At 63.6% G+C, this 21,604-nt stretch carries 19 protein-coding genes and 1 tRNA gene; 18 read left to right on the top strand and 2 right to left on the bottom strand.

All coding sequences use genetic code 11. The annotated features are described in order from the left end of the window. The first annotated feature begins 167 nt into the window (after positions 1-167). Positions 168-773: a hypothetical protein gene (locus AB0J62_RS03710; RefSeq protein WP_363864047.1), complete on the top strand. Its 606-nt coding sequence runs from the start codon at positions 168-170 to the stop codon at positions 771-773. A 208-nt stretch (positions 774-981) separates the two neighbouring features. Here AB0J62_RS03710 and AB0J62_RS03715 read toward each other — a convergent pair whose 3' ends face one another. Then, the gene (locus tag AB0J62_RS03715) at positions 982-1,167 is read right to left on the bottom strand and encodes a hypothetical protein (protein ID WP_363865161.1); all 186 of its coding nucleotides are present in this window, start codon (positions 1,165-1,167) and stop codon (positions 982-984) included. Here AB0J62_RS03715 and AB0J62_RS03720 point away from each other — a divergent pair. The 12 genes from AB0J62_RS03720 to AB0J62_RS03775 all read left to right on the top strand — a co-directional run bounded on the left by AB0J62_RS03720 (position 1,099) and on the right by AB0J62_RS03775 (position 14,341). After that, positions 1,099-2,202, top strand: a complete 1,104-nt coding sequence (locus tag AB0J62_RS03720; protein ID WP_363865139.1) for an alpha/beta hydrolase — start codon at positions 1,099-1,101, stop codon at positions 2,200-2,202. The genes AB0J62_RS03715 and AB0J62_RS03720 overlap by 69 nt on opposite strands. A gap of 94 nt (positions 2,203-2,296) precedes the next feature. Next, the gene (locus AB0J62_RS03725) at positions 2,297-2,791 is read left to right on the top strand and encodes a SigE family RNA polymerase sigma factor (protein ID WP_134107880.1); all 495 of its coding nucleotides are present in this window, start codon (positions 2,297-2,299) and stop codon (positions 2,789-2,791) included. After that, on the top strand, positions 2,788-3,393 hold the full coding sequence (locus tag AB0J62_RS03730; protein ID WP_363864050.1) for an META domain-containing protein: 606 nt from the start codon (positions 2,788-2,790) through the stop codon (positions 3,391-3,393). Before AB0J62_RS03725 ends, AB0J62_RS03730 begins: the two co-directional genes overlap by 4 nt. 92 nt (positions 3,394-3,485) lie before the next feature. Then, positions 3,486-4,775 (top strand): hypothetical protein, encoded by a 1,290-nt coding sequence (locus tag AB0J62_RS03735; protein ID WP_363864052.1) that lies wholly within the window; start codon positions 3,486-3,488, stop codon positions 4,773-4,775. 24 nt (positions 4,776-4,799) lie between these two features. After that, positions 4,800-4,875: transfer RNA gene (locus AB0J62_RS03740), tRNA-Arg, on the top strand. A gap of 237 nt (positions 4,876-5,112) precedes the next feature. Next, positions 5,113-7,059 (top strand): AAA family ATPase, encoded by a 1,947-nt coding sequence (locus AB0J62_RS03745; protein WP_363864054.1) that lies wholly within the window; start codon positions 5,113-5,115, stop codon positions 7,057-7,059. After that, on the top strand, positions 7,056-8,957 hold the full coding sequence (locus AB0J62_RS03750) for an ATP-dependent helicase (protein ID WP_363864056.1): 1,902 nt from the start codon (positions 7,056-7,058) through the stop codon (positions 8,955-8,957). Before AB0J62_RS03745 ends, AB0J62_RS03750 begins: the two co-directional genes overlap by 4 nt. Before the next feature lie 548 nt (positions 8,958-9,505). Then, positions 9,506-10,975: a pentapeptide repeat-containing protein gene (locus tag AB0J62_RS03755; RefSeq protein ID WP_363864058.1), complete on the top strand. Its 1,470-nt coding sequence runs from the start codon at positions 9,506-9,508 to the stop codon at positions 10,973-10,975. Between the two features lie 209 nt (positions 10,976-11,184). After that, positions 11,185-11,412 carry a hypothetical protein gene (locus tag AB0J62_RS03760; RefSeq protein WP_363864060.1) on the top strand — a complete coding sequence of 76 codons (228 nt, stop codon included), beginning with the start codon at positions 11,185-11,187 and terminating at the stop codon, positions 11,410-11,412. 172 nt (positions 11,413-11,584) lie between these two features. Continuing rightward, on the top strand, positions 11,585-12,892 hold the full coding sequence (locus AB0J62_RS03765; protein WP_363864062.1) for a hypothetical protein: 1,308 nt from the start codon (positions 11,585-11,587) through the stop codon (positions 12,890-12,892). After that, positions 12,889-13,461 carry an NUDIX hydrolase gene (locus tag AB0J62_RS03770; RefSeq protein ID WP_363864064.1) on the top strand — a complete coding sequence of 191 codons (573 nt, stop codon included), beginning with the start codon at positions 12,889-12,891 and terminating at the stop codon, positions 13,459-13,461. The genes AB0J62_RS03765 and AB0J62_RS03770 overlap by 4 nt, the downstream gene beginning before the upstream one ends. A gap of 316 nt (positions 13,462-13,777) precedes the next feature. Further along, positions 13,778-14,341: an SAF domain-containing protein gene (locus AB0J62_RS03775; RefSeq protein ID WP_363864066.1), complete on the top strand. Its 564-nt coding sequence runs from the start codon at positions 13,778-13,780 to the stop codon at positions 14,339-14,341. Here the strand turns inward: AB0J62_RS03775 and AB0J62_RS03780 are convergent, their stop codons facing one another. Continuing rightward, positions 14,342-15,262, bottom strand: a complete 921-nt coding sequence (locus AB0J62_RS03780) for a hypothetical protein (protein ID WP_363864068.1) — start codon at positions 15,260-15,262, stop codon at positions 14,342-14,344. Positions 15,263-15,721: 459 nt separating this feature from the next. Here AB0J62_RS03780 and AB0J62_RS03785 point away from each other — a divergent pair, with 459 nt between their 5' ends. The 5 genes from AB0J62_RS03785 (at position 15,722) to AB0J62_RS03805 (ending at position 21,377) form a co-directional block, all read left to right on the top strand. Further along, the gene (locus AB0J62_RS03785; RefSeq protein WP_363864070.1) at positions 15,722-16,999 is read left to right on the top strand and encodes an ATP-binding protein; all 1,278 of its coding nucleotides are present in this window, start codon (positions 15,722-15,724) and stop codon (positions 16,997-16,999) included. 8 nt (positions 17,000-17,007) lie between these two features. Continuing rightward, positions 17,008-17,568 (top strand): hypothetical protein, encoded by a 561-nt coding sequence (locus AB0J62_RS03790; RefSeq protein WP_363864072.1) that lies wholly within the window; start codon positions 17,008-17,010, stop codon positions 17,566-17,568. Positions 17,569-18,245: 677 nt separating this feature from the next. Further along, positions 18,246-18,572 carry a hypothetical protein gene (locus tag AB0J62_RS03795; RefSeq protein ID WP_363864074.1) on the top strand — a complete coding sequence of 109 codons (327 nt, stop codon included), beginning with the start codon at positions 18,246-18,248 and terminating at the stop codon, positions 18,570-18,572. A gap of 33 nt (positions 18,573-18,605) precedes the next feature. After that, a complete protein-coding gene (locus AB0J62_RS03800; RefSeq protein WP_363864076.1) occupies positions 18,606-19,325 on the top strand; it encodes a hypothetical protein in 720 nt (239 codons plus the stop codon). A gap of 321 nt (positions 19,326-19,646) precedes the next feature. Next, the gene (locus AB0J62_RS03805; RefSeq protein WP_363864078.1) at positions 19,647-21,377 is read left to right on the top strand and encodes a radical SAM protein; all 1,731 of its coding nucleotides are present in this window, start codon (positions 19,647-19,649) and stop codon (positions 21,375-21,377) included. Positions 21,378-21,604: the final 227 nt, after the last annotated feature.

The raw sequence follows: 21,604 nt of genomic DNA on the forward strand, positions 1-21,604 counted from the left end.
CCGGGAGTGATACGTGCGACCAGCGCGTGGACGTTACAGGTCTGCCTCGGTTGCCGAACGATCCGGCGGCGTGACCGGAACGACGCGCCGCCGTGATGTTCTGGCACGCACGACGTGACCCCCTTCCAGCATGATGGGTGACCTTGCCAACCCGGAAGGACCGAGTCGTGAGTGCATTACGGACACGGGGCCTGATCGGTGCGACGCTCGTCGTGGCTGTTCTCGGTATCACCGCCGCCTGCGGTAACGAGAACGCCACCTCTCCGCCCGCCGCCCAGCCCACCGACACGCCGACCACCCCCGGCACCCCCACGCCGTCACCCACCCCCAGCGGCACACCCAGCACCGACTGCCCGGACACCATCGCGGCCGTCCGCAGTGCCACCGACAAGGTGGTCTGGGGCCAAGGTGCCGCCACCTCCACCTTCAACCCGGTCAGCGTGACGATCTGCCAGTACGACGCCGCGGCATCCGGGCAGGACTACGCGACCGTGACGACGAAGCGCACCGGCAAGCAGGCGACCGACCTGTTCGCCCTGGTCAACGCGGCGAAACCCGTCGCGAAGAAGCCGGCCATCTGCACCAAGGAACTCGGCCCGACCTACGTGATGCGGTTCACCGACAACGACCGCGGCGTGCTGTCGATCACGGCCGAAGCCTTCGGCTGCCGCCGCCTGGTGCCAACCTCTTTGGAGGGCCAGGGCAAACCAGGCACGCTGCCGGCGCCGCGCCAGGTGACCGCAGAACTGGTCAAGTCGCTCGGCCTCCGCTGACCCCCGCGCCGGACGCGCACCCCGAAGCCGTCCGGAGCGGGGTTACCCGCGCCTGCCTTGCGGGTCCCTCCAGAGGTCGACCCGCGAGGCAGGTTGCGGCGGCCGGCGCGTTGCCGCACGCTGATGCATGCGAACGATCCGGCTGCTGTGTGCGCTGGTCCTCGCCTGCACTGCCTGCTCGGCTCCAGCGGCCAACAGGCCCTGCCTGTCAGGCTTTACGTGTACGACGTTGCACGTCCCGCTCGACCGCCAACGACCAAGCGGCCAGTCGCTTGATCTCGCAGTCATTGCGGCGGACAACGTCGACGCCCCACGCGGCGTTCTGCTGCTCCTCACCGGCGGCCCGGGACAGCCCGGCGTACCGCTCCTCCCCAGCCTCAAGCGGAACGTCCATCCTGACGTGCTGCGCGAGTACCGCCTCGTCATGCTCGACCAACGCGGCACAGGTCCGAGCGGCATCAATTGCCCTTCATTACAAGAGACTGTGGGCGGCTCGGACTTCCTGACACCGCCTCCGGCCGCCGTCGACGAATGCGCGCAACGGATCGGCACAGGTCTCGGGTACTACGGCACGCCCGACACCGTTGACGACATCGAGCAGCTGCGCCAATACCTCAAGGTAGACAGCCTGACGCTGGACGGTACGTCGTACGGGAGCTTCACCGCGGCGCAGTACGGCTTGAGGTATCCGGACCGTGTGCAGTCGCTCGTGCTGGATTCCGTCGTACCGCACAAGGGTTTCGACCCGATGGGTGTCGATCTGATGGCTGCAACCGGGCCGGTGCTCAAGGCCGCGTGCCGTCAAGATCCAACATGTACGACGGACCCGGTGGCGGACCTGGCCTGGTTGGTGCAGCACGGTGTCAGCGGGACGGACCTGATGGAGTCGTTGTCGGTCGCCAGCCTCAACTCGGTAAACCCAATGCTCAAAGGGATCCCGGCCACCCTGCACGCCGCACGCAGTGGCGACGACACCGGTCTGAAGGAGCTCTTCCAACAAACGACGAGCAAAGGTCTCGCGTACGGCACCCTCTCTGCCGGCCTGCACATGGCCACCCTCTGCTCGGACCTCCGCTTCCCATGGTCAGGCAAACCCAAGCGCGAGACCGCTCTCCACGACGCCTTGCGACGATTGGACCCGAAGCGGCTGTACCCGTACGACGTGGCGACCGCGCGCAGCCAGCTGATGATCCAGGGCTGCCTGCGCTGGCCGGCCGCCCGCGTGTCGACGTACCCGGCCGCACAGGAACTCCTCCCGCGCACGCTGATCCTGCACGGGAGCAACGACCTGTTCTGCCCACTGGACTGGTCCAGATGGGAGCAGGCGCACGCACGCGACGCCAACCTGGTCGTCATACCCGGCAGCGGCCACAGCGTGCAGCGCGATCCCCGGGGGCAGGAAGCCGTCCGGGGATTCCTGCTCGACTAGCGAGATCGAACTGTGCGCGAATGGTTGCAGCACGTCGGCGGCTCGATGCGTCTAATAGGTGTGAGGAGTTGTACGCCCAGCCAGGGAGCGGCGAGTGGAGTTCGAGGAGTACGTATCCGCCCGTGGGCAAGAACTGGTGCGGCTCGGGTTCACCGTCTCCGGCGACTATCAGCGGGCGGAGGATCTTGCGCAGATCGCGTTGATGCAGGCGTTCCGCTCGTGGCGGAAGGTGCGCAACGCGGACGATCCACACCACTATGTCCGGCGCATCCTGGTGAACGAGTTCCTGTCGATGACCCGGCGGCGTTCGTACAGCGAGGCGCCGACGGCCGAGATCGACCCGCAGGGCGCGGTGCCCGATCACGCCACGGACATCGCGAACTCCGACGACCTCTGGCGAGCGCTCGCCACCTTGTCCGCCCGGGAACGGGTCGTGCTCGTCCTGCGCTACTACCAGGACCTGGACGACCAGACGATCGCCGACGTGCTCGGCATCAAACCGTCCTCCGTGCGTGCGACCGCGAGCCGAGCGCTCGCCTCGCTACGGGACGCAAAGAAGACCAACCGTGTTGATGAGAGGTTGTCGTGAGCAACACCGATCTCGAGGATGACCTGCGGGGTACCTTCGAACGCGCCGCCGCCTCGGTGCCAGAGTCCATCGACCTGACCGAGCGCGCCACCATGGGCGCGCAGCGGGCGCAACGGCGTACGTGGATCATCTCCGGCGCGGCCGCCGTCGCGGTCGCGGCGATCGCCGCCTTCGGCTCCGGACTGGCCGGCTCGAACGACAGGCCCAGCCAGCCGCCGGTCGCGGGTGGGCAGGCGCCGGTCTCGGCGACCCCGACGCCGCAGCCGCCGACGGCTCAGACGGTGTCCGGCACGTGGCGACCGCTCCAGATGGCCGGATTCAAGGCGCTGAAGGCCGCGCGGCCGGACGATCCGGTGCTGGTCTTCCGCGCTGACGGGACGTGGACGGGTTCGGACGGTTGCAACGGACTGCAAGGTACATACAGCATCGGCCAGCGCGGCGCGTTCACCGCGACGTCTGGACCGCAGCACCTGATGGGCTGCGACAACGTGCCGCATACCGGCGTACTGAAGGCAGCGAAGCGGGTTGCCATCGACGCCGACACGCTGCAGTTCTTCGACGCCGACGGGCGTCAACTTGCGAGTTACGCTCGCGCACGGTAGTCGCAATTGCTCGCGGACGGTGATCGCCTCTTGACGGAACGGAGCCTCTGACCGGACCATCTAGTGGCCGGTCCACCGATCTTGGGAGCTTTGTGCGACTCTCTGTTACCGTCCCGCTGCTCACCCTCGGCTCAGTTTCACTCTTCGCAGTTGCCCTCACTGTGCCCTCGTCGGGTGCGGTCGCGGGTGCTGCGGCGTGTGCCCACGCACAACCGAGTGCGAGCTCGACCGACGCGAAGCGGCTGGCGCAACCGACATCCGCATCCGACGCCCGGCCGCTCGGCGAGTCGCTCGGCGACGGCATCTCTGCCGCCATCAGTTCGCTCGAGCCGCTCGATGCGACCGGCCGGCCCACGTCCGGCCTGCCGTACGGGCTGAGCCAGGGCGTCATCGGCGTGGTCGGCTCAGCCACAGCTGGCTACAAGGTCGTCGTCGACTCCGCGCGGCTGGACGCGAAGAAGTACCAGTCCGCGATGGACCGCAACCTGCCGGCGGCCGGCAAGCAGATGGTCCGGGTGGAACGCAGTTGTCGCTCGGCCCAGTCGATCGCCGACGCCTGGAACGCCGTCGGCGCCCGTGACTGGTCGCCAGACGCGGGCAGTACGACGTTCGCCGCGGACCTCGACCCGGTGACAGAGAACGTCGTGGTCGAGTACGACCAGGCGACCACCTCCCCCGCGTCCCAGGCCGGACTCCGCAAGCTGTCCGGCGTACAGGTCGTTGCCAGCTCGCTCGCACGGACGACCCGGTTGAGCGACACCCCGAAGGGCGGCCACTGGGGCGGTGCGCGAATCACGTCGGCGTTGAAGAACTGCACCGCCGGCTTCTCCGTCGTACGACGCTCCAATGGCCAACGTGGCACGGTCACTGCCGGCCACTGTGGTGCTGCAGGCACGGTGTGGAAGTCGGGCACCAACTACTACGGCACCACGACGCTGCGGACGAACTACCCGGACTACGACCAGTCGCTGGTCACCGGCAGCGCATACGGCGCGAAGATCTGGACCGACGGCCCCGGCGACACCGTCAACACCCGCACCGTCACAGGCGGCGGCGACCCCGGCGTCGGCACAGTGGTCTGCCAATCCGGCAGCTTCAGTACGTCGCTGTGCGGCCTCACGGTCCGTTCCAATTCGGCGAAGTACTGCGACTCCGACGGCTGCACGACGTACGTCATGCGCGCCACCCGCGGCGGCCTGGTCGCCATCATCGGCGGCGACTCCGGCGGCCCCGTCTACACCCGCCGCGGCACCAGCTCCGCCACCGTCCGCGGCATAGCCTTCGCCGGCGCCGGCTGCGCCGCTTCCCGCTGCACCACCCTCTACGCCGAACGCTACAAATCCATCACCGGCCACCTAGGCGTCACCGCCCTGACCGGCTGACCGCTAAGCTGTCCCCGCACGTGCGCCCCCGTAGCTCAGGGGATAGAGCGTCGGTTTCCTAAACCGTGCGTCGCAGGTTCGAATCCTGCCGGGGGCACCATGTAAATGCGCAGGTCAGGCGCATCTCGCGGGGTCAACAAGCAAAGGAAGTCGTTCGGCGTGGGGCTATGCATGGTGCGAAAGCAAGTTTAAGGGGGTTGTCTGGAGTGGCTCGAACTGACCACGCGAGCGTTGGTGCGAACGCACGGCCAGCATCGAGCGCTGAGAAACGCCGAGGCTGGCAGGAAGCCGGCTGCCGCCTTGGAGCGACCCGGCTTGAGGTGGAGCGAGACACTGAATGTTCCTTGAGCGCCTAACTCTGACGAACTTCCAGTGCTTCGGGCCCGAGCCGACCACGATCCGCTTCGACACTCAGCTGACTGCGATGCTTGGCGCGAACGCGGCTGGAAAGACTGCCGCCTGCGAAGCTCTCTCGCGACTGTTCAGCGTTGTAGGTGATCAGCGGCAGATACGCGTGGAGGACTTCCATGTCCCCGACGACGAGGATGAAGCGCCCTCGACGAGGGCTCTCAGCATCGAAGCAGTCTTCGCGTTCCCCGAACTCGCCGACGATGATGCCGACGCCTCAGGCAGCGTGCCGGAATTCTTCGCACAGATGACGGCCGACGACGATGGACAGCTCAAGCTTCGCATCGTCCTCGATGCGTCCTGGTCAGCCGAAGGTCCTGTGAACGGGACCATCGAAGACAGTCGCCGGGTCGTCCACACGTTCGAAGAGGAGTACGGCGAAAAGTGGCTTGAGCTTAGCGCCCCGGATCGCAATCGCATTCAGATGGTCTACGTGCCTGCGACCCGGGATGGAGCACGCCAAGTCAACGCCTTCCTCCGCGGGCGGGTTTGGCGCGCGAGCCAGTGGTCCGACCCGTTCCGAGAGCACGTCGGCGGTGCGGCTGACGAGCTTTCGAAGAAGTTCAAGAGCGAGGCGGTCGTTGAGACCGTGACCAAGGCGATCTCGACAAGGTGGCAAGAGCTCCATCACCTGACCTCCGAGCAGAACCCGATGTTCGAGCCCATCAACCGTGACGTGAGCGTCCTCGTCACGAACGCAGAGATGCTGTTCGAGCCTTCGCCGACCGGACGAACCCGGTCTGCCAGAGAGTTGAGTGACGGGCAGCAGTCCCTGCTCCACATCGCTCTGACTGCGGCCACCTTGGACCTTGAGGGCGCAATCGCTGCTGGCGAGCACGACGACAAGTTCGAACTCACCGCGACGGCATTGCCAACCCTCACCCTCCTTGCGCTCGAGGAGCCAGAGAACAACTTGGCGCCCTTCTTCCTTTCCCGTGTGGTTCAGCAACTGCTTGACGTGACCCAAGGCGGCCGCGCCCAGTCCCTCATCTCAAGCCATTCCGCCAGCGTTCTGTCCCGCATCTCACCCGAGCAGGTCCGGCACTTCCGACTCGACGAGGCAACGAAGACGACCCGAGTGCGCGAGATCGTCCTCCCGGACGAGGCATCCGAGGCAGGCAAGTACATCCGCGAGGCGATTCATGCCCATCCGGAGCTGTACTTCGCCCGTTTCGTGGTCCTCGGCGAAGGCGATTCCGAAGCACTCGTTCTGCCAAAACTCGCCGCAGCTAGGGGCCTGCACATCGACCAATCGTTCGTTGCCGTCGTACCACTAGGTGGGCGGCACACCAATCACTTCTGGCGCCTCCTCTCACAGCTCGGGATCCCGTACGCAACGCTTCTCGATCTCGACTGGGGCCGGAGCGGAGGAGGCGAAGGACGCATCCGTGACGCCTGCACCCGCCTGCTTCAGCTGGGACTGAATCCGTTCGACCGGTCCGATGAGATCGTCGGCTTCAATTCGATCGACGACATCGGCGCACTCGACCGCACCCAGTTGGTGGCTTGGATGAACCACCTCGAGAAGTGGGACATCTACTTCTCTGCTCCGCTCGACCTCGACATGCTCTTGCTGACGACGTTCAAGTCGGCGTACACCGACCACCTTGAGGTCGGAAAGAAGGGACCAAGTAGTTTGGGAGATCCGCGCGACGCGGCGCTCGGTGAGGCAGATGTGCGACCTGATGTGGAGTACTGGACGGACGAAGACAGGACCGACGACCTGCGCTGGTACCGCTACCTGTTCCTCAGCCAGTCCAAGCCCAGTACCCACCTGCGCGCCCTGTCCTATGTCTCCCAGGCTGACCTAGCGAAGGTTAAAGGTCGGCTCTCACGTCTTGTCGACCGGATCGCCAAGGCGGTCACCCCAACATGAGGACTGACCCCGCTGACTGGCGTCCGCGCGACATCGAGGAGCTGGAACCCGCGGCCTGGGATGCCTTGCGCGCCGGCACTCTTTCCCTCACTGCAGGACCAGGCGCTGGAAAGTCCGAGTTCTTGGCACAGCGCGCCAGCTATCTCCTCGAGACCGGCCTATGCCGTCCGCCCCAGCAGATCCTCGCAATCTCGTTCAAGCGGGATGCGGCAGCGAACCTTCGGCGAAGGGTACAGACACGGTTACCTGAGCACGCCGAACGGTTCACCTCGATGACGTTCGACTCGTTCACCAAGTCGGTTGTCGATCGTTTTGGGGATCTACTCCCGCCCGCCTGGGCGATTGCAGGCAGCTACCGGATCGGCTTTTCCAGCCAGATCGAGGTTCGCGACTTCCTTGCCAGCCTAGCGGCAACAGCGCCAGAGAAGTTCCGTAGCGACCTCTACGCCATCCCGGCGACCGGGTTCATCACGAACCTTGTCGGTTCCTATCGTCTGGAGCCCGAGCCGCAGGAACCCGTGACTGCGCGAGAATACGCGGTCCAGCAGTGGTGGGCCCAGAAGTTCCAAGCCCATGCACTCCCCTCGGTCGACTTCGTGATGCTGAACCGACTGGCCGAGCTTGTCATCCGTTCGAGTGCGCAACTGCAACGCGCGCTCATCGCCACCTACCCACATGTGTTCGTCGACGAGTTCCAGGACACCACTTATGCCCAATATTCCTTCCTGAGGTCCGTGTTTGCGCACGAGGGCACGACCGTCACGGTCGTCGGCGACCGCAAGCAACGGATCATGGGCTGGGCTGGCGCTCTGATCGACGCATTCACCCAGTTCGAACACGACTTCAACGCACAGTCGTTCGAGCTCACATGGAACTTCCGGTCCACCCAAGAGCTCGTCGACCTGCAACATCGTTTCGCGACACGGCTCGACCCAGACAGCCAACAGCAGGTCTCGCAGGTCGTCCGCCATGTCGGAGAGTCCCCAATTCAGGTCTGGTCGTTCTCCAACGCAAGGCTCGAGGCCGAGTCACTCGCAGCGTGGATCGCCGCCGACATCGAGCAATCCGGACGCCCGCCGGCGGAGTACGCCCTGATTGCGCGCCAACGAGTGGCCGACCTCGAACCGGAGTTCGCGCAGGCGCTCGCAGCGCAAGGACTCAAGCTGCGCAACGACGACGCCCAGGTCGGCGAACTCCGACTCCAGGACCTGCTCAAAGACGAGCTCGCGCGCCTGCTCATCGGTCTGGTGCGTCTCGGCGCCGCTCGCGGCGGCGAGGCGCAGACTTGGCGCGAGGTCATCGCCATCCTGACCAGGCTCGCTCCAACCGACCGGAACCGCGAAGTGGGGTCGAGCGTCGACGACGCACTCTCCGACTTTCTGGCACAACTGCGCAGCTGGTTCAGAGCTACGCCTTTGGGCGATCAAGCGACCACTGGTCCGGTCAGCGAGCTCACCGAGGTCCTCACCGACAAGCTCATCGCATTCGTGGAGTACGACAAGGTCGCGCAGAAGCGCATTCTCGCTGACCGGCCAGAAGACCTCGCGCTGACTCTCAACGCGTTCAAGACCCGGCTAGGTGACGTTCTCGGACGGGTCGACAAGTGGGACGAAGTAGCGACTGCGTTCACCGACGAAGAAGCAGTGCCGCTGCTGACCATCCACCGCAGCAAAGGCCTGGAGTACCACACGGTCTTCTTCGTCGGCCTCGACGACCAGCAATGGTGGGCACACGCCCGCGACACGATCGAATCCACAATGGCATTCTTCGTCGGTGTGTCCCGCGCGGCCGAGCGGCTCATCTTCACTCAGTGCGATGAGCGCGGCGCGACGGGCGGGATCGCCGACCTGTACGAGGTGTTGAACCAAGCAGGCATTCCGTTCGTGCGAATGGGCTGATGCGGGAAGGACCAGAAGATTCCACAACATCCGGCCATCTGCGCGATCTCCCGCCGCCAATATAGGGACGAGCGATGTGGCCATCCGAGCCCCGGCCACCGCTTTACAAGTGTGCGGATCGCCCGCAGAGAGGTGCATCACGCGGAAATCGTGTCGGTATCGCTGTCTCTGCTGTCACATCTCGCCCAAGCTGACTGAACTTCATTGACAGGACCATTGACAGGACGAACGCGCCGGCCGACAGGCTCCGCCCTACCCGGAATCGCCGATCCAACTGCCGGTTCGACGGTTCCCCCGCATCCTGCAAAAGGAGCCTGGCACGATCGATGAGGACATGCCGCGAGGCTCTCCCCCTTCCAATCTGAGCACCCCACAACCAGTCGAGTCCCATCAGGACGAAGGTTGTCGAAGGTTGGATGTCAACGGGCTGCGGATGATGACAGAGCGCGCGGTCGGGCTCAACCTCGCCTGGTGGTAGACACTCCGCCGTCAGCTCGGGCACTGTGTCTGGGGGCAGCTTTGCTGCCGGGTGGATGGGGGAACGAACCGTGACGAGTCTCGACCGCGACCGGGCACAGACGCCGGCAATGAGGCCATTGCGCTGGTACGCACTCGGAGCTGTGGTCTTGGCGGCGGTCGGCGCGATCGGGCTCTACGTCCTCCTGGCTGAGCTGGTTCACATCAAGCCGTGGCCCAAAGCCCCGACGGCAGCCCAGCAGCAACTGCTCATCGACATGGTGAAGATCGCTCTCGGGCTGACTGCGGGCGTCGGCGCCGCCGTCGCGCTCATCGTCGGCTACCGGCGCGCACGAGTCGACGAGTCCGCGAGCCACCGTGACGATCAGCGGCTGTTCAGCAGCAGATACCAGGACGCCGCCGATCTGATCGGCAGCGACAAGGCTGCCGTTCGGCTCGCCGGGATCTACGCTATGGCCCGCCTCGCCGACGACTGGGAAAGTCAGCGCCAGCAGTGCATCGACGTGCTTTGCGCGTATCTGCGGCTGCCCTATCCCTCCTCCGCGCCGCCAGAGGTCAAGCCGATCCGGACGAAGCTCGCTGGTTACCGATCGTCGCCTGGCATCGATCCTGACGGTCCGACCAGGGAACCAGGAGAACGCGAGGTTCGCCGCACCGTCCTCCGCCTCATCACCGCACACCTGCATCCCTCAGCTCCTGAGTCGAGGCGGTGGCATGGGTACGACCTCGACTTCACCGACGCCGTCTTTGACGGCGCCGACTTCCGCGGCGTCCACTTCTCCTCCGGCGCCCTCGTTCTCTTCCGGCGCGCGTTGTTCGCTAGCGGCTTCGTCGACTTCGGCGAGGCGACGTTCGCCGGCGGCGTCGACTTCACCGAAGCGTCGTTCGCCGGCGGCACTGTCGACTTCGGCAAAGCGACGTTTTCCGGCGGCGACGTCAGTTTCATCGGCGCGACATTCGCCAACAGCAGTGACGACCGCGCTGTGGTCTCATTCCGCCGCGCGAAGTTCGCTGGCGGCACCATCCACTTCGACGCCGCGGAGTTCGCCGGCAGCGTCGACTTCCACGAAGCGATGTTCTCGGGGAGCACCGTCAATTTCAGTACCGCGAGATTCTCCACCGGCACCGCCAGCTTCGGCGGCGCGAGGTTCTTTGGTGGCACCGTCAACTTCAGCTACGCCTTACTCTCCGGCGGAACCATCGATTTCGGCCACGCCAACCCCGCGTCCCCTACCGAGATCCACGGAGGCAACGTCAGCTTCGTCGGCGCAAGACTCGACGCCGGCACCGTCGATTTCGCCGACACGATCTTCTCCAGGGGAACCGTCGACCTCGGCGCAGTGGAGTTCCTCGGCGGCACAATGGACCTCTCCGACGTACGCATTGAGCCCGGATACCCGCTCGAGACCTTTCCCGACCCCACGGCAGGGCTGGAGCTGCCGAGCAGGCCGACACCGGACGCCTCCAGTGCCAGCGCCGCGTCCCCCGCAGTCAGCCCGCCAAGGAGAGCGTCCACATCGAGACGTGGACCTGCGGATTAAAAGGGGCAATGATGTCCTAGTAACCAGCCTCTCTAAGCGTCAGAAGTCCGCGTTCGAAGGGTTTCTAGCCCCGTGAGCTGACTCTGTTTAACGCGCCTTCGCACCACGAATGATCCCACGGTGCCAGGTGCGCGCGCGGTCATGTGGCCGAGCGCGTCCATCGCCCGCGGAGACCGACCAGATTCCTATCTTCGGAGTGGACCGGTGAGGTGGGGGCGACGTTTCCGGCCCTCATCAAGAAGGTGGTCCCCAAGACCGCCACGAACGTCGACAAGAGCTGGATCGGGATCGGCGTCGACAAGGTCTTCACCGACATCGCCCACTGCGACGTTCTCAACGACATCGGAGTTGCCGGCATCGCAGAGGATCGCTTCGGCGCGGCCAACACTGTGGAGGAGCGTCCCGACGACGGGACATCCGAACGCGGGGTGGCATGACGTGGCCGGACGAGCGTCCCGAAGCCCTGGCCGCCGACATTCTCTAAAAGTGAGCCGAACACGCTGCGTGGCACCGCCGGCCCTGCATGCGTGAGACAGAGTGATCAGGAACCTCAGGGCATGAAGCTGCGTCAAAGCTGGCCAGTGGAGTCAAGGAGGGTGGAAGTTTTCGATGCTGACCTACTACACAGCGATGGACAGCGTTCTGGTTGCTAGCTCGGACCAGATCGAGAAGCAAGAGAGAAGTGCGGTCAATACCGCGCTGGCGACAGGAGCCCTCATGGAGGGTTTGCTCTTCCATGACCGTATCCCGGTCCTCTCACAGACCCAGGCATTTGACAACGCAGCGCTCCTTAGCAGCCTGGTCAGCGAGGACCGCAATGCCCTGGCCCTGCTCAAGCTCTTTGAGCGAAGCCGCCTCCAGGTCCGCCTGCTGGCCGACCCAGCGGGCCGCGGGCAGGCAACGCTTCTGCGCGCCTTCGAGAGCAAGGTGCGCGACGACGCCTTCACGTTCTCCGCTTGGCCGGAATTGAACAGCAAGGACATGCGCGAGCGAGTACTTGCGCAGCTCGCGGGCGACAAGAACGTGACACCCGAGGCAGTCAGCGCACGCCTTGACGCGTTGCGCAACCTGGACAATGTCCTGCGCAGGAGCCAGGCGGTGGAGGAGATCGCAGGTCCGCCGAGCGGTGCCACGCTCGGGGTGCTCAGCCGGCAGCAGATCGATCTGCTGTCAACCCCGGACGAGGAGACAGCCGCCGCGCGTCGACGGTTGTACGCCGACATCAATGCTCAGCCGACCGGCCACGAGAACAAGCGAGCGGTCTGGTACGCCGCCATCGACCGTGGCCGGCGGGAACATCCCGAGTTGGACCTCTTCCACGACAAGGTCAAACTGGTTGTCGACCTGGCGTACAACGAGGTGATCTTTGCGTCGCTAGGCGTACCTGACATGATCCTCGCCACGGAGGCCTCCGCGGCGGTTGCCAGGGACGTATCCGATGATTCCCCGCAACTGGATTTCAGCGTCACCGAACGGCATGCGGTGGTGGTCAAGCCCTCGGATATCGACGGATGGCTCAACTGGCAGCAAGTTGGGCAAATGCTGTCTGACCTCGACATGATCGTCGGGGTCGACCAGAAGGTGCGGTTCTACCGCCGGGAGCGCGTGAACGCGCTGGTCAAAACCGAGCAGGACGGCAGTCTTTACCTGCAGATAGTGACCAGCGTCCCTCCGGACGTCGCCACCGCTCTGGCCTCCGCTGGAGCCGGCACCGCAGTCGGGACCGCTGCGGGTAGCTTGATCAGCGGCGTGGTCACGGCGGTTGTCGGAGCGGCGGCGAGCGCGCCAATCTCACGCCGTCTGCCTGGTTGGATACTGGCCCGCGACGCTGTCCTCCGCCGGCGGCGGATCGAAGGACGGCAAACTATTCTGACCTCCGGCAAGAGGTCGTGGCGCGACAGATTGAGGAACAGGTGACTTCTCCCCAGCGACCCATTGAGATGCTCGAGGAACGCGAGGTCTACCGCAACCGTTTCATCACCGTCTACGACGACGAGGTCCAGTTTGCTTCTGGCGCGCGGGGCGACTACCTGCGCATCGTCGAGGCGGAGGGCGCGCGAGGCGTCGTGGCCTTACCGCTCTTCGCGGATCTCGTCGGGCTCGTCAAGACATACCGCTACGCCCTCGGCGCCTTCGAGTGGAGCCTGCCGCGCGGGTTCGCACACTCCGTCGACACCTCCCTCACCGTTCTGACCGAGCTCAACGAGGAACTCGGCGCTGACCCGGTCGACCTGCAGCGTCTCGGTGAACTAAATCCGAACAGCGGCCTGCTGGCGTCGACGGTCGACGTCTTCGTCGCGCGGTACGCCGCCGCCGAAGCGACCCCGACCGACACGGACGAGATCGCGGAGGTCAGGTGGATCCCGGTGACGCAACTCTTCGACGAAATCCGAGATGGCCAGATATCCGACGCTTTCACTCTATCCGCACTCTGCCTGGCACAGGTCTCCGACGTACTCCCAACACCTCCATGCAAACACCCCTGAGTCTAGAGGCGCTCGCACGGCTTGGTTGGGCCTTGGCGTAAGCCGCGGCACCACCCGCGCGGCTCTGACTGTGTAGGAACCGCGTAGGTACAGATAGCGCGCACCCGAGACCCGTACGACCGCGATCGATCGAGCGGCCCCGGCCTACCCGAGGGGATGCCGCAGTCACAAGGATCCGACCGCAACGTCCACCGAGGGAGCCGGCCTCAGTCGCGGGCGTGTCAGCGTGCGGCCTGCGAGCCCCGGCGACTACGTTCCAATGGTGACCACCGCAGGATCCTCGCCAAGTCAACCGCCAAGACTTCGAGGTCTCCGAATGTCCTGGCTGGTCTGGGTCGCCGTCGTACTGGTCGCTGTCGCGGGTGGGCTCTACCTAAGCCTCACGAGCGGCACTACCCAGATCTATGTTGCGGACGTCGACCTGCCTGCGTATCACCAGTTGACTCAAGACGACCTCGAGCTGAGAGCGGTAGAGCGCCGTCGGCTCCCGCCCGACGCTGTTCCGGAATCCGCACGCGAAGGATTGCTCGGCCGCTACACGACACGTGCAGTGAAGCAGGGCCAGCCGCTCCGAACTGACTCGTGCGGACCGCAGCTGCGCACTGGCGCTATTGCGTCGGCGATCGTTGCCATGCCGTGGACTGCGGAAACAAGTCTCGGCGGACAGTTGGCCAGGGGGGATCAGGTCAAGGTCCTGTTCTCACCGAATGAAGAGTCCACTCCGGAGGCTCACCACATCGTCGACGCCCTGGTCGTCGACCTGATCAGCGGATCCTCAGTTGTGCTTTCCGTTCGGCCAGCCGAAATCGCACTTTTCGCTGCCCAGCGGGGCAGCAGCACCGTGTCCATCGTGCGTGTCGGCGCCTACCACGGGTCCTGACTACTGGCGCCGCTTCGAGTACCTACGATGCGGCTCAGCCCACTCGGGCTGCTTGTTCCAGAGAATGAAGAGCTTGATGTCCGAGAATGCTGCTCGCTCATCCATGACATCGGCCACTGAAGGCCAGGACAGAAGGAGTCGGTCGCGGTACAGATCGAAAGCCGCGCGCTGCTGCTCGGCTACCTCGATCGCACTCGACAACGAGGCCTTATACGCAACTGACGCAACCAGGCTGCCACCAACGACGACCGCCACGAACGTCCACGCAGAAGAATGGGCGAATAGCAGAGCGAGCGCGCAGACTACCGTCGACACCCCTGCTTGGAAGGCGACGACGAGTGGGAACTGGTATTGAATTACCGCCGCCTCATAATCCCGCTGGAAGGCTTCGGGGAGAAGCGGGTAGATCCGGGGCCAGAAATAGATCGTTTCGATCTGATACCGGCTGTTCGCGTAGCGCTCGCCGGCTAGCAGGATATTTCCGAGCCTGGTCGAAAGCACTTGGTCCCGATAATCTTCCATTGGATAGAGGTAGTACGCCGACGCCGGATCGCCATACTCCTCCGATTGGAGTCGATCCATCATGGTGCGATGCCTTGTCTGCCCGTTGAAATAGGCGAGCCGAGCGGAGTTAGGTTTGGCGATGAAGGGATACCCCTCGAACAGCCTGACAATGCCACGCCATTGGCTGGCGACTCCGGCTGCCAGGAAGTAGATCACTGCGAAATAGATAAAGATTCCGATCAGCTTGGTGAGCAGATCCACGTGTGCCCACGACGCTACAGAAAGGTTTGTCGGCCACCAAGCGATAACGAAGATGAGCGATGTGACGGTAGTGAAGACGAAGGTGGGAAGCAGAGCGTTGAAGAAAAATCGGCGGGAGAACAATCCAGCGAGTTGCTGCAGCGCCGTGGTGATCATTGAGATCCGCCGGGCCGAGGCACTGTCTTCAGACTCTCAGGACCGCCGTCGCAATCGGGCTGAGGGCAGCCCTTGTGCCAGGCGCCTCGCTTCATGCTGATCCGATTGCACTTCTTACAGAGCACCCAGACGCCGTCACTGTTGCCAGGTGGTCTCTCCCCGCCGGGTCCCATTGAATGATGGTCACGCTGATGCTCGGGCAACACAAGGTCCAGGTACCGACGGTTGCTGCGGCGATCATTGACAAGATTGCCCAGGCTGTCCACGGAGACAATCCGCCAGGCATCGGCCCCGGGAGTCGCTCGCAGCGCCGGTGCTGGCTGGCGCAGCCTATCTCGGCGGAGCGGAGAGCTGAACGTGCGCCACCCGGTCCCAGTTATCCACAGGGCGCCCGGCGTACGCAGGCAAAATGCAAATAGAGTTGGCCGAAGTGGCTTGAGTCGAGGCGCGGGGGCGTAGATGGCACATGGAAGTCCGTTCACACCTCGCCCTGGTGTGGCGCCGCGTGCGCCGCTGGGGCGAGAGGCTGAGCGGGCGTTAGCGCGCGCCTTCGCGAGCGACGTGGCTCACGCGCAGGTGGAGACGAACGGGTTGTTGTTCTCGGGGTCGCGCGGGATGGGCAAGTCCACCTTGCTTCTCCAGGTTGCTGAGGAGTTGCGCTCGCGGGGCTGGCGGGTGGCCGAGGTGAAGGTTGGTGCGGGCCAGCCGGTGAACGAAGCTCTCCAGAGTAGTCTCGACAGCGAACGCATGCGCGGCGGCGCTCGGGTGCTCGATCGGCTGCGGAGCCTGTCTCGATCGGTCCGGGGTGGGAGCTTGTCGGTTGGCGTGGGAGGACCAAGCGCATCGGTGAACATCGAGCGCCCAACTGGCGGGCCCCAGATCGCAAAGCTACTCACTGACGCCGGCGAGCAGGCGCGTCGATCGGGGCAACCTGCGATGGTCGTTATCGACAACCTCCAGCGCTGGTCTCCATCACAACTGGAGCAACTGTGCGACGGCCTCAACGAGTGTTCTCGGGCAGGGCACCCCGTCGGTGTTGTCACCGCGGGATCTGGTGCAGCCGAGGCGGCCCTCACCACGGCGGACCGGGGTCAGGTCTTCGACGTCGGCCGCATCGACGTCCTGACACCGCCCGAGGCAAACGCGGTGGTCCGCCACACTGCCAGCCTCGCCGGCGTCACGTTCAGCCAAGATGCCCTGAACACCGTCGTGCAGTTCTCGCAAGGGCACCCGCTGCGGCTGCAGCTCGCAGCCTTCGAAGCGTGGCGGGCGGCGCCCAACGGGACGCGCGAGATTACGAACCACTCGGCGCTGGCCGGAGTCGAACGTGCCCGTCACAAGCTCGACAGGCAGATTCACGGCCCAGCCTGGAACCGCCTCCAGTCAACCGAGCAGGCGATCGCGCAAACCTTGGCCGCCGGGCCCCCGATCCAGGACCGCGCCTCAGTCGAAGCGCGGCTGCCACCGTCATCGCGGTCAGCGAACGTCGATGCGGCGTTCTACAGCCTCATTCGCAAGGACGTGATCAAGGAGATCCGCAAGGGCGGCCTAGCCTTCACCGACCCGGGAACCTCCGAATGGATCCTGCGCTTCCGGCCACCCGCCGGATCGGCCAACCACGTACTTCAGGCCTCACCCTCACCCCGACAGATAGGCTCGACCAAGCCCGCCATCGCACCCCAGGCGAGCCGTCCCGGGCGAGGTCCGAGCCCGAACAGCCCGACCCACGAACGATAGGTGGACACATGACGGCGAACGTTCCCGCTCACCGCTCGCGTCTAATCCCAGGTCTTGACCTGGAACTCGACGACGTGATCGACGCCCCCGCGACGGTTCGCGACATCGCCACCGACACCCTCGATCCCGAGGTCGCTGTCGCGATCCACTGCACCGAGGGCCTGATCACCTACGTCGAAGAGCTCCACGGCCGGCGACTCGACGAATTCCTCAGCGGCGACGAGCGCGCGCGAGTCGCGCAGTTCATCGACTCCCTCGGCAACAACCCCGCTCGAGCCGACGAGTACTACGTCAGCTCGTCGCTGCTCGGCTACCCCCGCCGTGACCCAGGCGACGGCTGGAACCTCGAAGACACCCGGGAAGCCAACCGGCTGGCATCGAGGCATCAGAACGACCCCACTCTCCCCGACTACGCCCGCGAGAGCCTTCTGCTTCTCACCGCCCTTGTCGACTATCTCGACGCCCTCCATGGCAGCACCGGCTTCCGCGAGATCCTCACCCCCGCCGAACGCGATCGCGTAGCCGAGATCGTCAGCGCGATTCTCGATGGCCCAACCCACGTCCGCTGAAGTTCGCACCATCGGGCGCAGGTCTCGAACGGTCGAACGGCGGATTAAAAGGCTGCTCGATGGCGTCAACCTTGCCATCTTCAGGCGACAGGAGTGTCGCCGTCCGCCTCTGTGGGTGCCTCAGCCAGCAGCAGTTGATTCCAGTTCGCGTCACGAACCGTGTCACGCGCTCGGAGTTGCTCCAATCGACACGTCGCCCGTCACGCAGCCTAGGCAAGCGGCAGACGGCGGCTGATCACAAGCGGTTCATCCGCTGGTTCGTCCGCAATGTCCCACCGCTGCCCGCTCGCTCCCGCGAGCGGACGCCCCACTGGGGTGAGGGCGCGCGGCGAGGACCGGTCGGTCTCAGCGACGGAACGGCCGTCGCGCCCACGACCTTCTCCACCGGCAGATTTACCTAGCAAAACAGGACCTATCTGCGTGACGTGCGATGTTTCCCGAGGCAACTGACATTCCAATATGTATGCGGCGGACTGCGGGAGGACATCGGCGTCGGGGTCAACCACCAGGCGCCAACCCAAATCAAGCGATTGCTACTGAATCAGATTGCGAAGCGGCGAGAGGTGTACTTGTCGGCGTGGCTGTCCCACCATGGCCCTAGGGACTGGGGCTCAAATCAGGTCCGTCGGCACCTCATCGACTCGGGCCGACGGCAGTCAGAGAATGGGGAGGCTTACATGTTCGCAACTTTTGAGGGTCGAGTTGTAAGTGGTCGACTCGTAATCGGCGAGCTCGGTGAGCGGATCAGGGTACTCGAGGGAAAGAGCGTCGCTGTCACCTCAATGGCGACTAACGAGTCTGGACAGCTTGCCACAGGTGAACTGGTGGCTGGTGAGTTGAGAGACGGCGATCTAATTCCCAATGGGGAGCGGGGTCTGCGGGATCTCGAGGGTCAAGAGGTTCTTGTTGTCGTACGTCACGAACTGCTTCCTCGTCAGACTCAAGGCGATCCGTTTGACATGAAATACCAGCTCGGACAGAAGATGGGCGACGTCGACAAGTAGCGGACGGCGACTCAGAACTTGGTGGGTCCTCCGATGACCGCAGACGCCCCAATGGTCGACGTTCTAATGGCGGCCAGTCGCGACCTGAACGCCCATGTTGCCGAGAACCTTGGGGCTCGATTCGCACTCAGCCGCGAAGACGGCGGCGAGCGCCTTATTCTCGATCCGTCTGGGTCGCCGCGTCTCGCGGTCTATCGCGTCGCAATTTGGAAAGCAGGTGATGGAAGAACGCTCGTGGCTTTTTCACTCGAGAGCGAGATCCCCCACATGTCGTCTATCATCGCCTGGCTCGGAGAGCCTTCGGTCGACTCTGCCTATCCATACCTTGTGGTCAACCTGAACCTTAAAAGTAGCCTAGGTTCGCTAGGGGTTATTGTTGGACTGCGGGGCGGATCGGTAACTCAACTCGATGCTGTTGTGACAGAGCAGCGACACAAAATGCCTCAACCGCTGATGACCAAAGACTGGCCGCGAGGATTCCGCGGGATTCGCGAGATCCACCTTGCCACCGAGCAAACAATCGTCGCCTCACTGACGGCCGGCCAGGATGCCCTCGCCGCCTGGATCGCTGGTTCTGAGGCAATGGTGAGTGAACCGGCATCATCATCTGATTTGGAATATTCGCGTTCCTACAGAGAGCAGATGAAGAACCTTCATCGACAGGGCGGCGTCTTTGACTCCGTCTTCGGCCATGGGTGGGTTGCCGATATGTTCCGTGACAACGTGCTGTCAGGTGTACACCAGCATCCATAAGGTTTCGAGTAATTAGTGACGGAGGCACCGATGCGAGTTCTCCTATTCTTCCCACCGCAATGTCGACCGCTGCACCCGTATCTATCGCTGCCGCTGGTGAAGGGTGAACTCATACGCCGGGGACACGAATGTAGAGTCGTTGATCTCAATCTCCGCTTCTACACGCATATACTTCGACAGGAGACCTTGTCGAGTGTCGTGCCGGCATTGAGCGACAGGGTCCGCGAGTTGGACGCATGTGAGGCTCTGGACGCGGCAGAAGCAATAGAACTGTATCGGAAGGCGTGTGCCGTGATCCGCTCGCCATACATTCTCGAGCATGTGGCGGAGGCGATCGACGTCTTTCGCTCGGAGGATTTCTACGACTACGGCAGATTTCTCTGGGCGCGCAAGATCCTGGAAGATGCACTCGATCTTTACAGTTGTTCCTTCGGGGACACTGATCTGGGGCTATCCCAGCTGCGGACGCGCTACAGTACAGCCAAACCTTCGGATATTTGGGCAGCTACCGCAGATTCCGGAGAAAACCCATTCCGCGACCTTCTGCCTGAGTGGGTTGATGGGGAGATCCGGGACTTCGCACCAGATGTGGTGGGCCTTTCGTTTGCTTTCGATGAACAGTTGATCCCAGGAATGACCGTGGCGCGCCACGTGAAGGCACATTGGGATCTCCCGGTATATGCCGGCGGCAGCATGGTCACAAGACTGAAGGACGATCTGCCATCGCAGGAGCCGTTCGATTCACTCATTGACGACTACTTGCCGTACGAATCCGAAGCTCAATTCGGGGACATCATCGATCGCCTTGAAGGCAAAGCAACAGGCGATCAGGGAGCATTGCTCGAAGTATGTCCAGATTTCGACGACCTACCACTTGATGAGTACTTCCTTCCGACGCTAATTCTTCCTTATATCACCTCGCGTGGATGCAGCTTTGGCAAGTGCCTGTATTGCGTGCATTACAAGACCTACGAGAGATTCGTCTACGGCGACGCCGTGACGACTGTGCGGCACCTTCGGTCACTTGCTGATCGGTATCATTGTCAGCACTTTCATTTTGTGGATGAGGCATTGGAGCCACGTTTCGGGCGTGAGCTTGCCAAGGAGCTCGAGTCACATGGATGTGACTACCGATGGATGGTGTTTGGGCGCATCCACCGGGCCTGGACGCTTGAAGTTGTCCAGACGATTGCTCGTAGCGGTTGCAGGCGGCTGATATTTGGCTTGGACGCTGCGACGGACCGCCTTCAGCAGATCATGAAAAAGAATACCGATCTTAAGCATGCAGAGAATGTGCTCGCGTGGTGCGCACAGGAACGGATCGCCGCGCAGGTAAACTTCATAACGGGCTATCCGACGGAGACCAAGGAAGAAGCGCTCGAAGCGTTGCGATTTATCGAACGCAACCGCACCTCACTCCGAACCGTTGGTGTAAGCGTCGCGGTGTCGAACTTCGCGATGGTTCGCGGAGCGGGCCTGGACCAGATGTCTGCCAAGATTAGCAAGGATTCAGATAAGCCCTTCCAGATCTATTACGACTACCATCCTCACAGCGGCCTAAACATGAAGGAGGCCGCCACACTCGGTCAGTTCGTCCAAACATCCGCGGACCGCATTTTGGGATCTTCTAAACGCTTTCCACTGTTACGTGAGATGGCGTTTCTGTATAACGATCGCTTTGGAAGGGATCAGGTGGTTCCGAGAACTGATATAGCGCCGCCTACGGACTCCTCAATTCAGTGGTTTAGTCACGACCTGCGTGCACTAGGCGCGCTTATTGCGACATCAAGAGCAGGCCTCGAGGAACGCGCAGAGGAGTATCTTTCGGTCTGGTGGAGACTAGCTTGCGAAGCAGACGTTCGCTCAATCTCCAGGGGAGGAGATATACATGGTTACCAACTGAGCGGAATTTTCACCGACAATGCGTTCGAGCTGTGTATAGTGGATAGTTTTTCGATTGCGGGTGGAGACGCCGATCCGGCGTTTCCCGCACCCAACGGAGGCTCCGGTGACGAAGCACTAGCAGTCATTGCCGCGAGTGCCCCCATGTAGGCGGCCCGCCCGCGGAGCAGATGGAATCGAACCGACGACCTTCTCATTACGAGGAGGAACGTCACCGCCTCATCCAGCCTCTACCAGCGACTTTGGTTGCGGTAGCACTCGCACCACGCCTCGCTAGCCCCCTGATTTGACACCACTACGCACCACCACCTGCACCACGAGCCCGACCGGGACGCCGTCGTGTCATGAGTCTGCCCGGGCTGACCGTCGCCGGCGCC

The sequence above is a fragment of the Kribbella sp. NPDC049584 genome, assembly GCF_040675555.1.
Classification (GTDB): domain Bacteria; phylum Actinomycetota; class Actinomycetes; order Propionibacteriales; family Kribbellaceae; genus Kribbella.

Bases quoted from the DNA above. Each gene is read 5' to 3' on its own strand.
- AB0J62_RS03750 (WP_363864056.1), top strand. From the start codon at position 7,056: ATGAGGACTGACCCCGCTGACTGGCGTCCGCGCGACATCGAGGAGCTG.
- AB0J62_RS03765 (WP_363864062.1), top strand. From the start codon at position 11,585: ATGCTGACCTACTACACAGCGATGGACAGCGTTCTGGTTGCTAGCTCG.
- AB0J62_RS03785 (WP_363864070.1), top strand. From the start codon at position 15,722: ATGGCACATGGAAGTCCGTTCACACCTCGCCCTGGTGTGGCGCCGCGT.
- AB0J62_RS03775 (WP_363864066.1), top strand. From the start codon at position 13,778: ATGTCCTGGCTGGTCTGGGTCGCCGTCGTACTGGTCGCTGTCGCGGGT.
- AB0J62_RS03780 (WP_363864068.1), bottom strand. From the start codon at position 15,262: ATGATCACCACGGCGCTGCAGCAACTCGCTGGATTGTTCTCCCGCCGA.
- AB0J62_RS03800 (WP_363864076.1), top strand. From the start codon at position 18,606: ATGACCGCAGACGCCCCAATGGTCGACGTTCTAATGGCGGCCAGTCGC.
- AB0J62_RS03715 (WP_363865161.1), bottom strand. From the start codon at position 1,167: ATGGACGTTCCGCTTGAGGCTGGGGAGGAGCGGTACGCCGGGCTGTCC.
- AB0J62_RS03795 (WP_363864074.1), top strand. From the start codon at position 18,246: ATGTTCGCAACTTTTGAGGGTCGAGTTGTAAGTGGTCGACTCGTAATC.
- AB0J62_RS03790 (WP_363864072.1), top strand. From the start codon at position 17,008: ATGACGGCGAACGTTCCCGCTCACCGCTCGCGTCTAATCCCAGGTCTT.
- AB0J62_RS03745 (WP_363864054.1), top strand. From the start codon at position 5,113: ATGTTCCTTGAGCGCCTAACTCTGACGAACTTCCAGTGCTTCGGGCCC.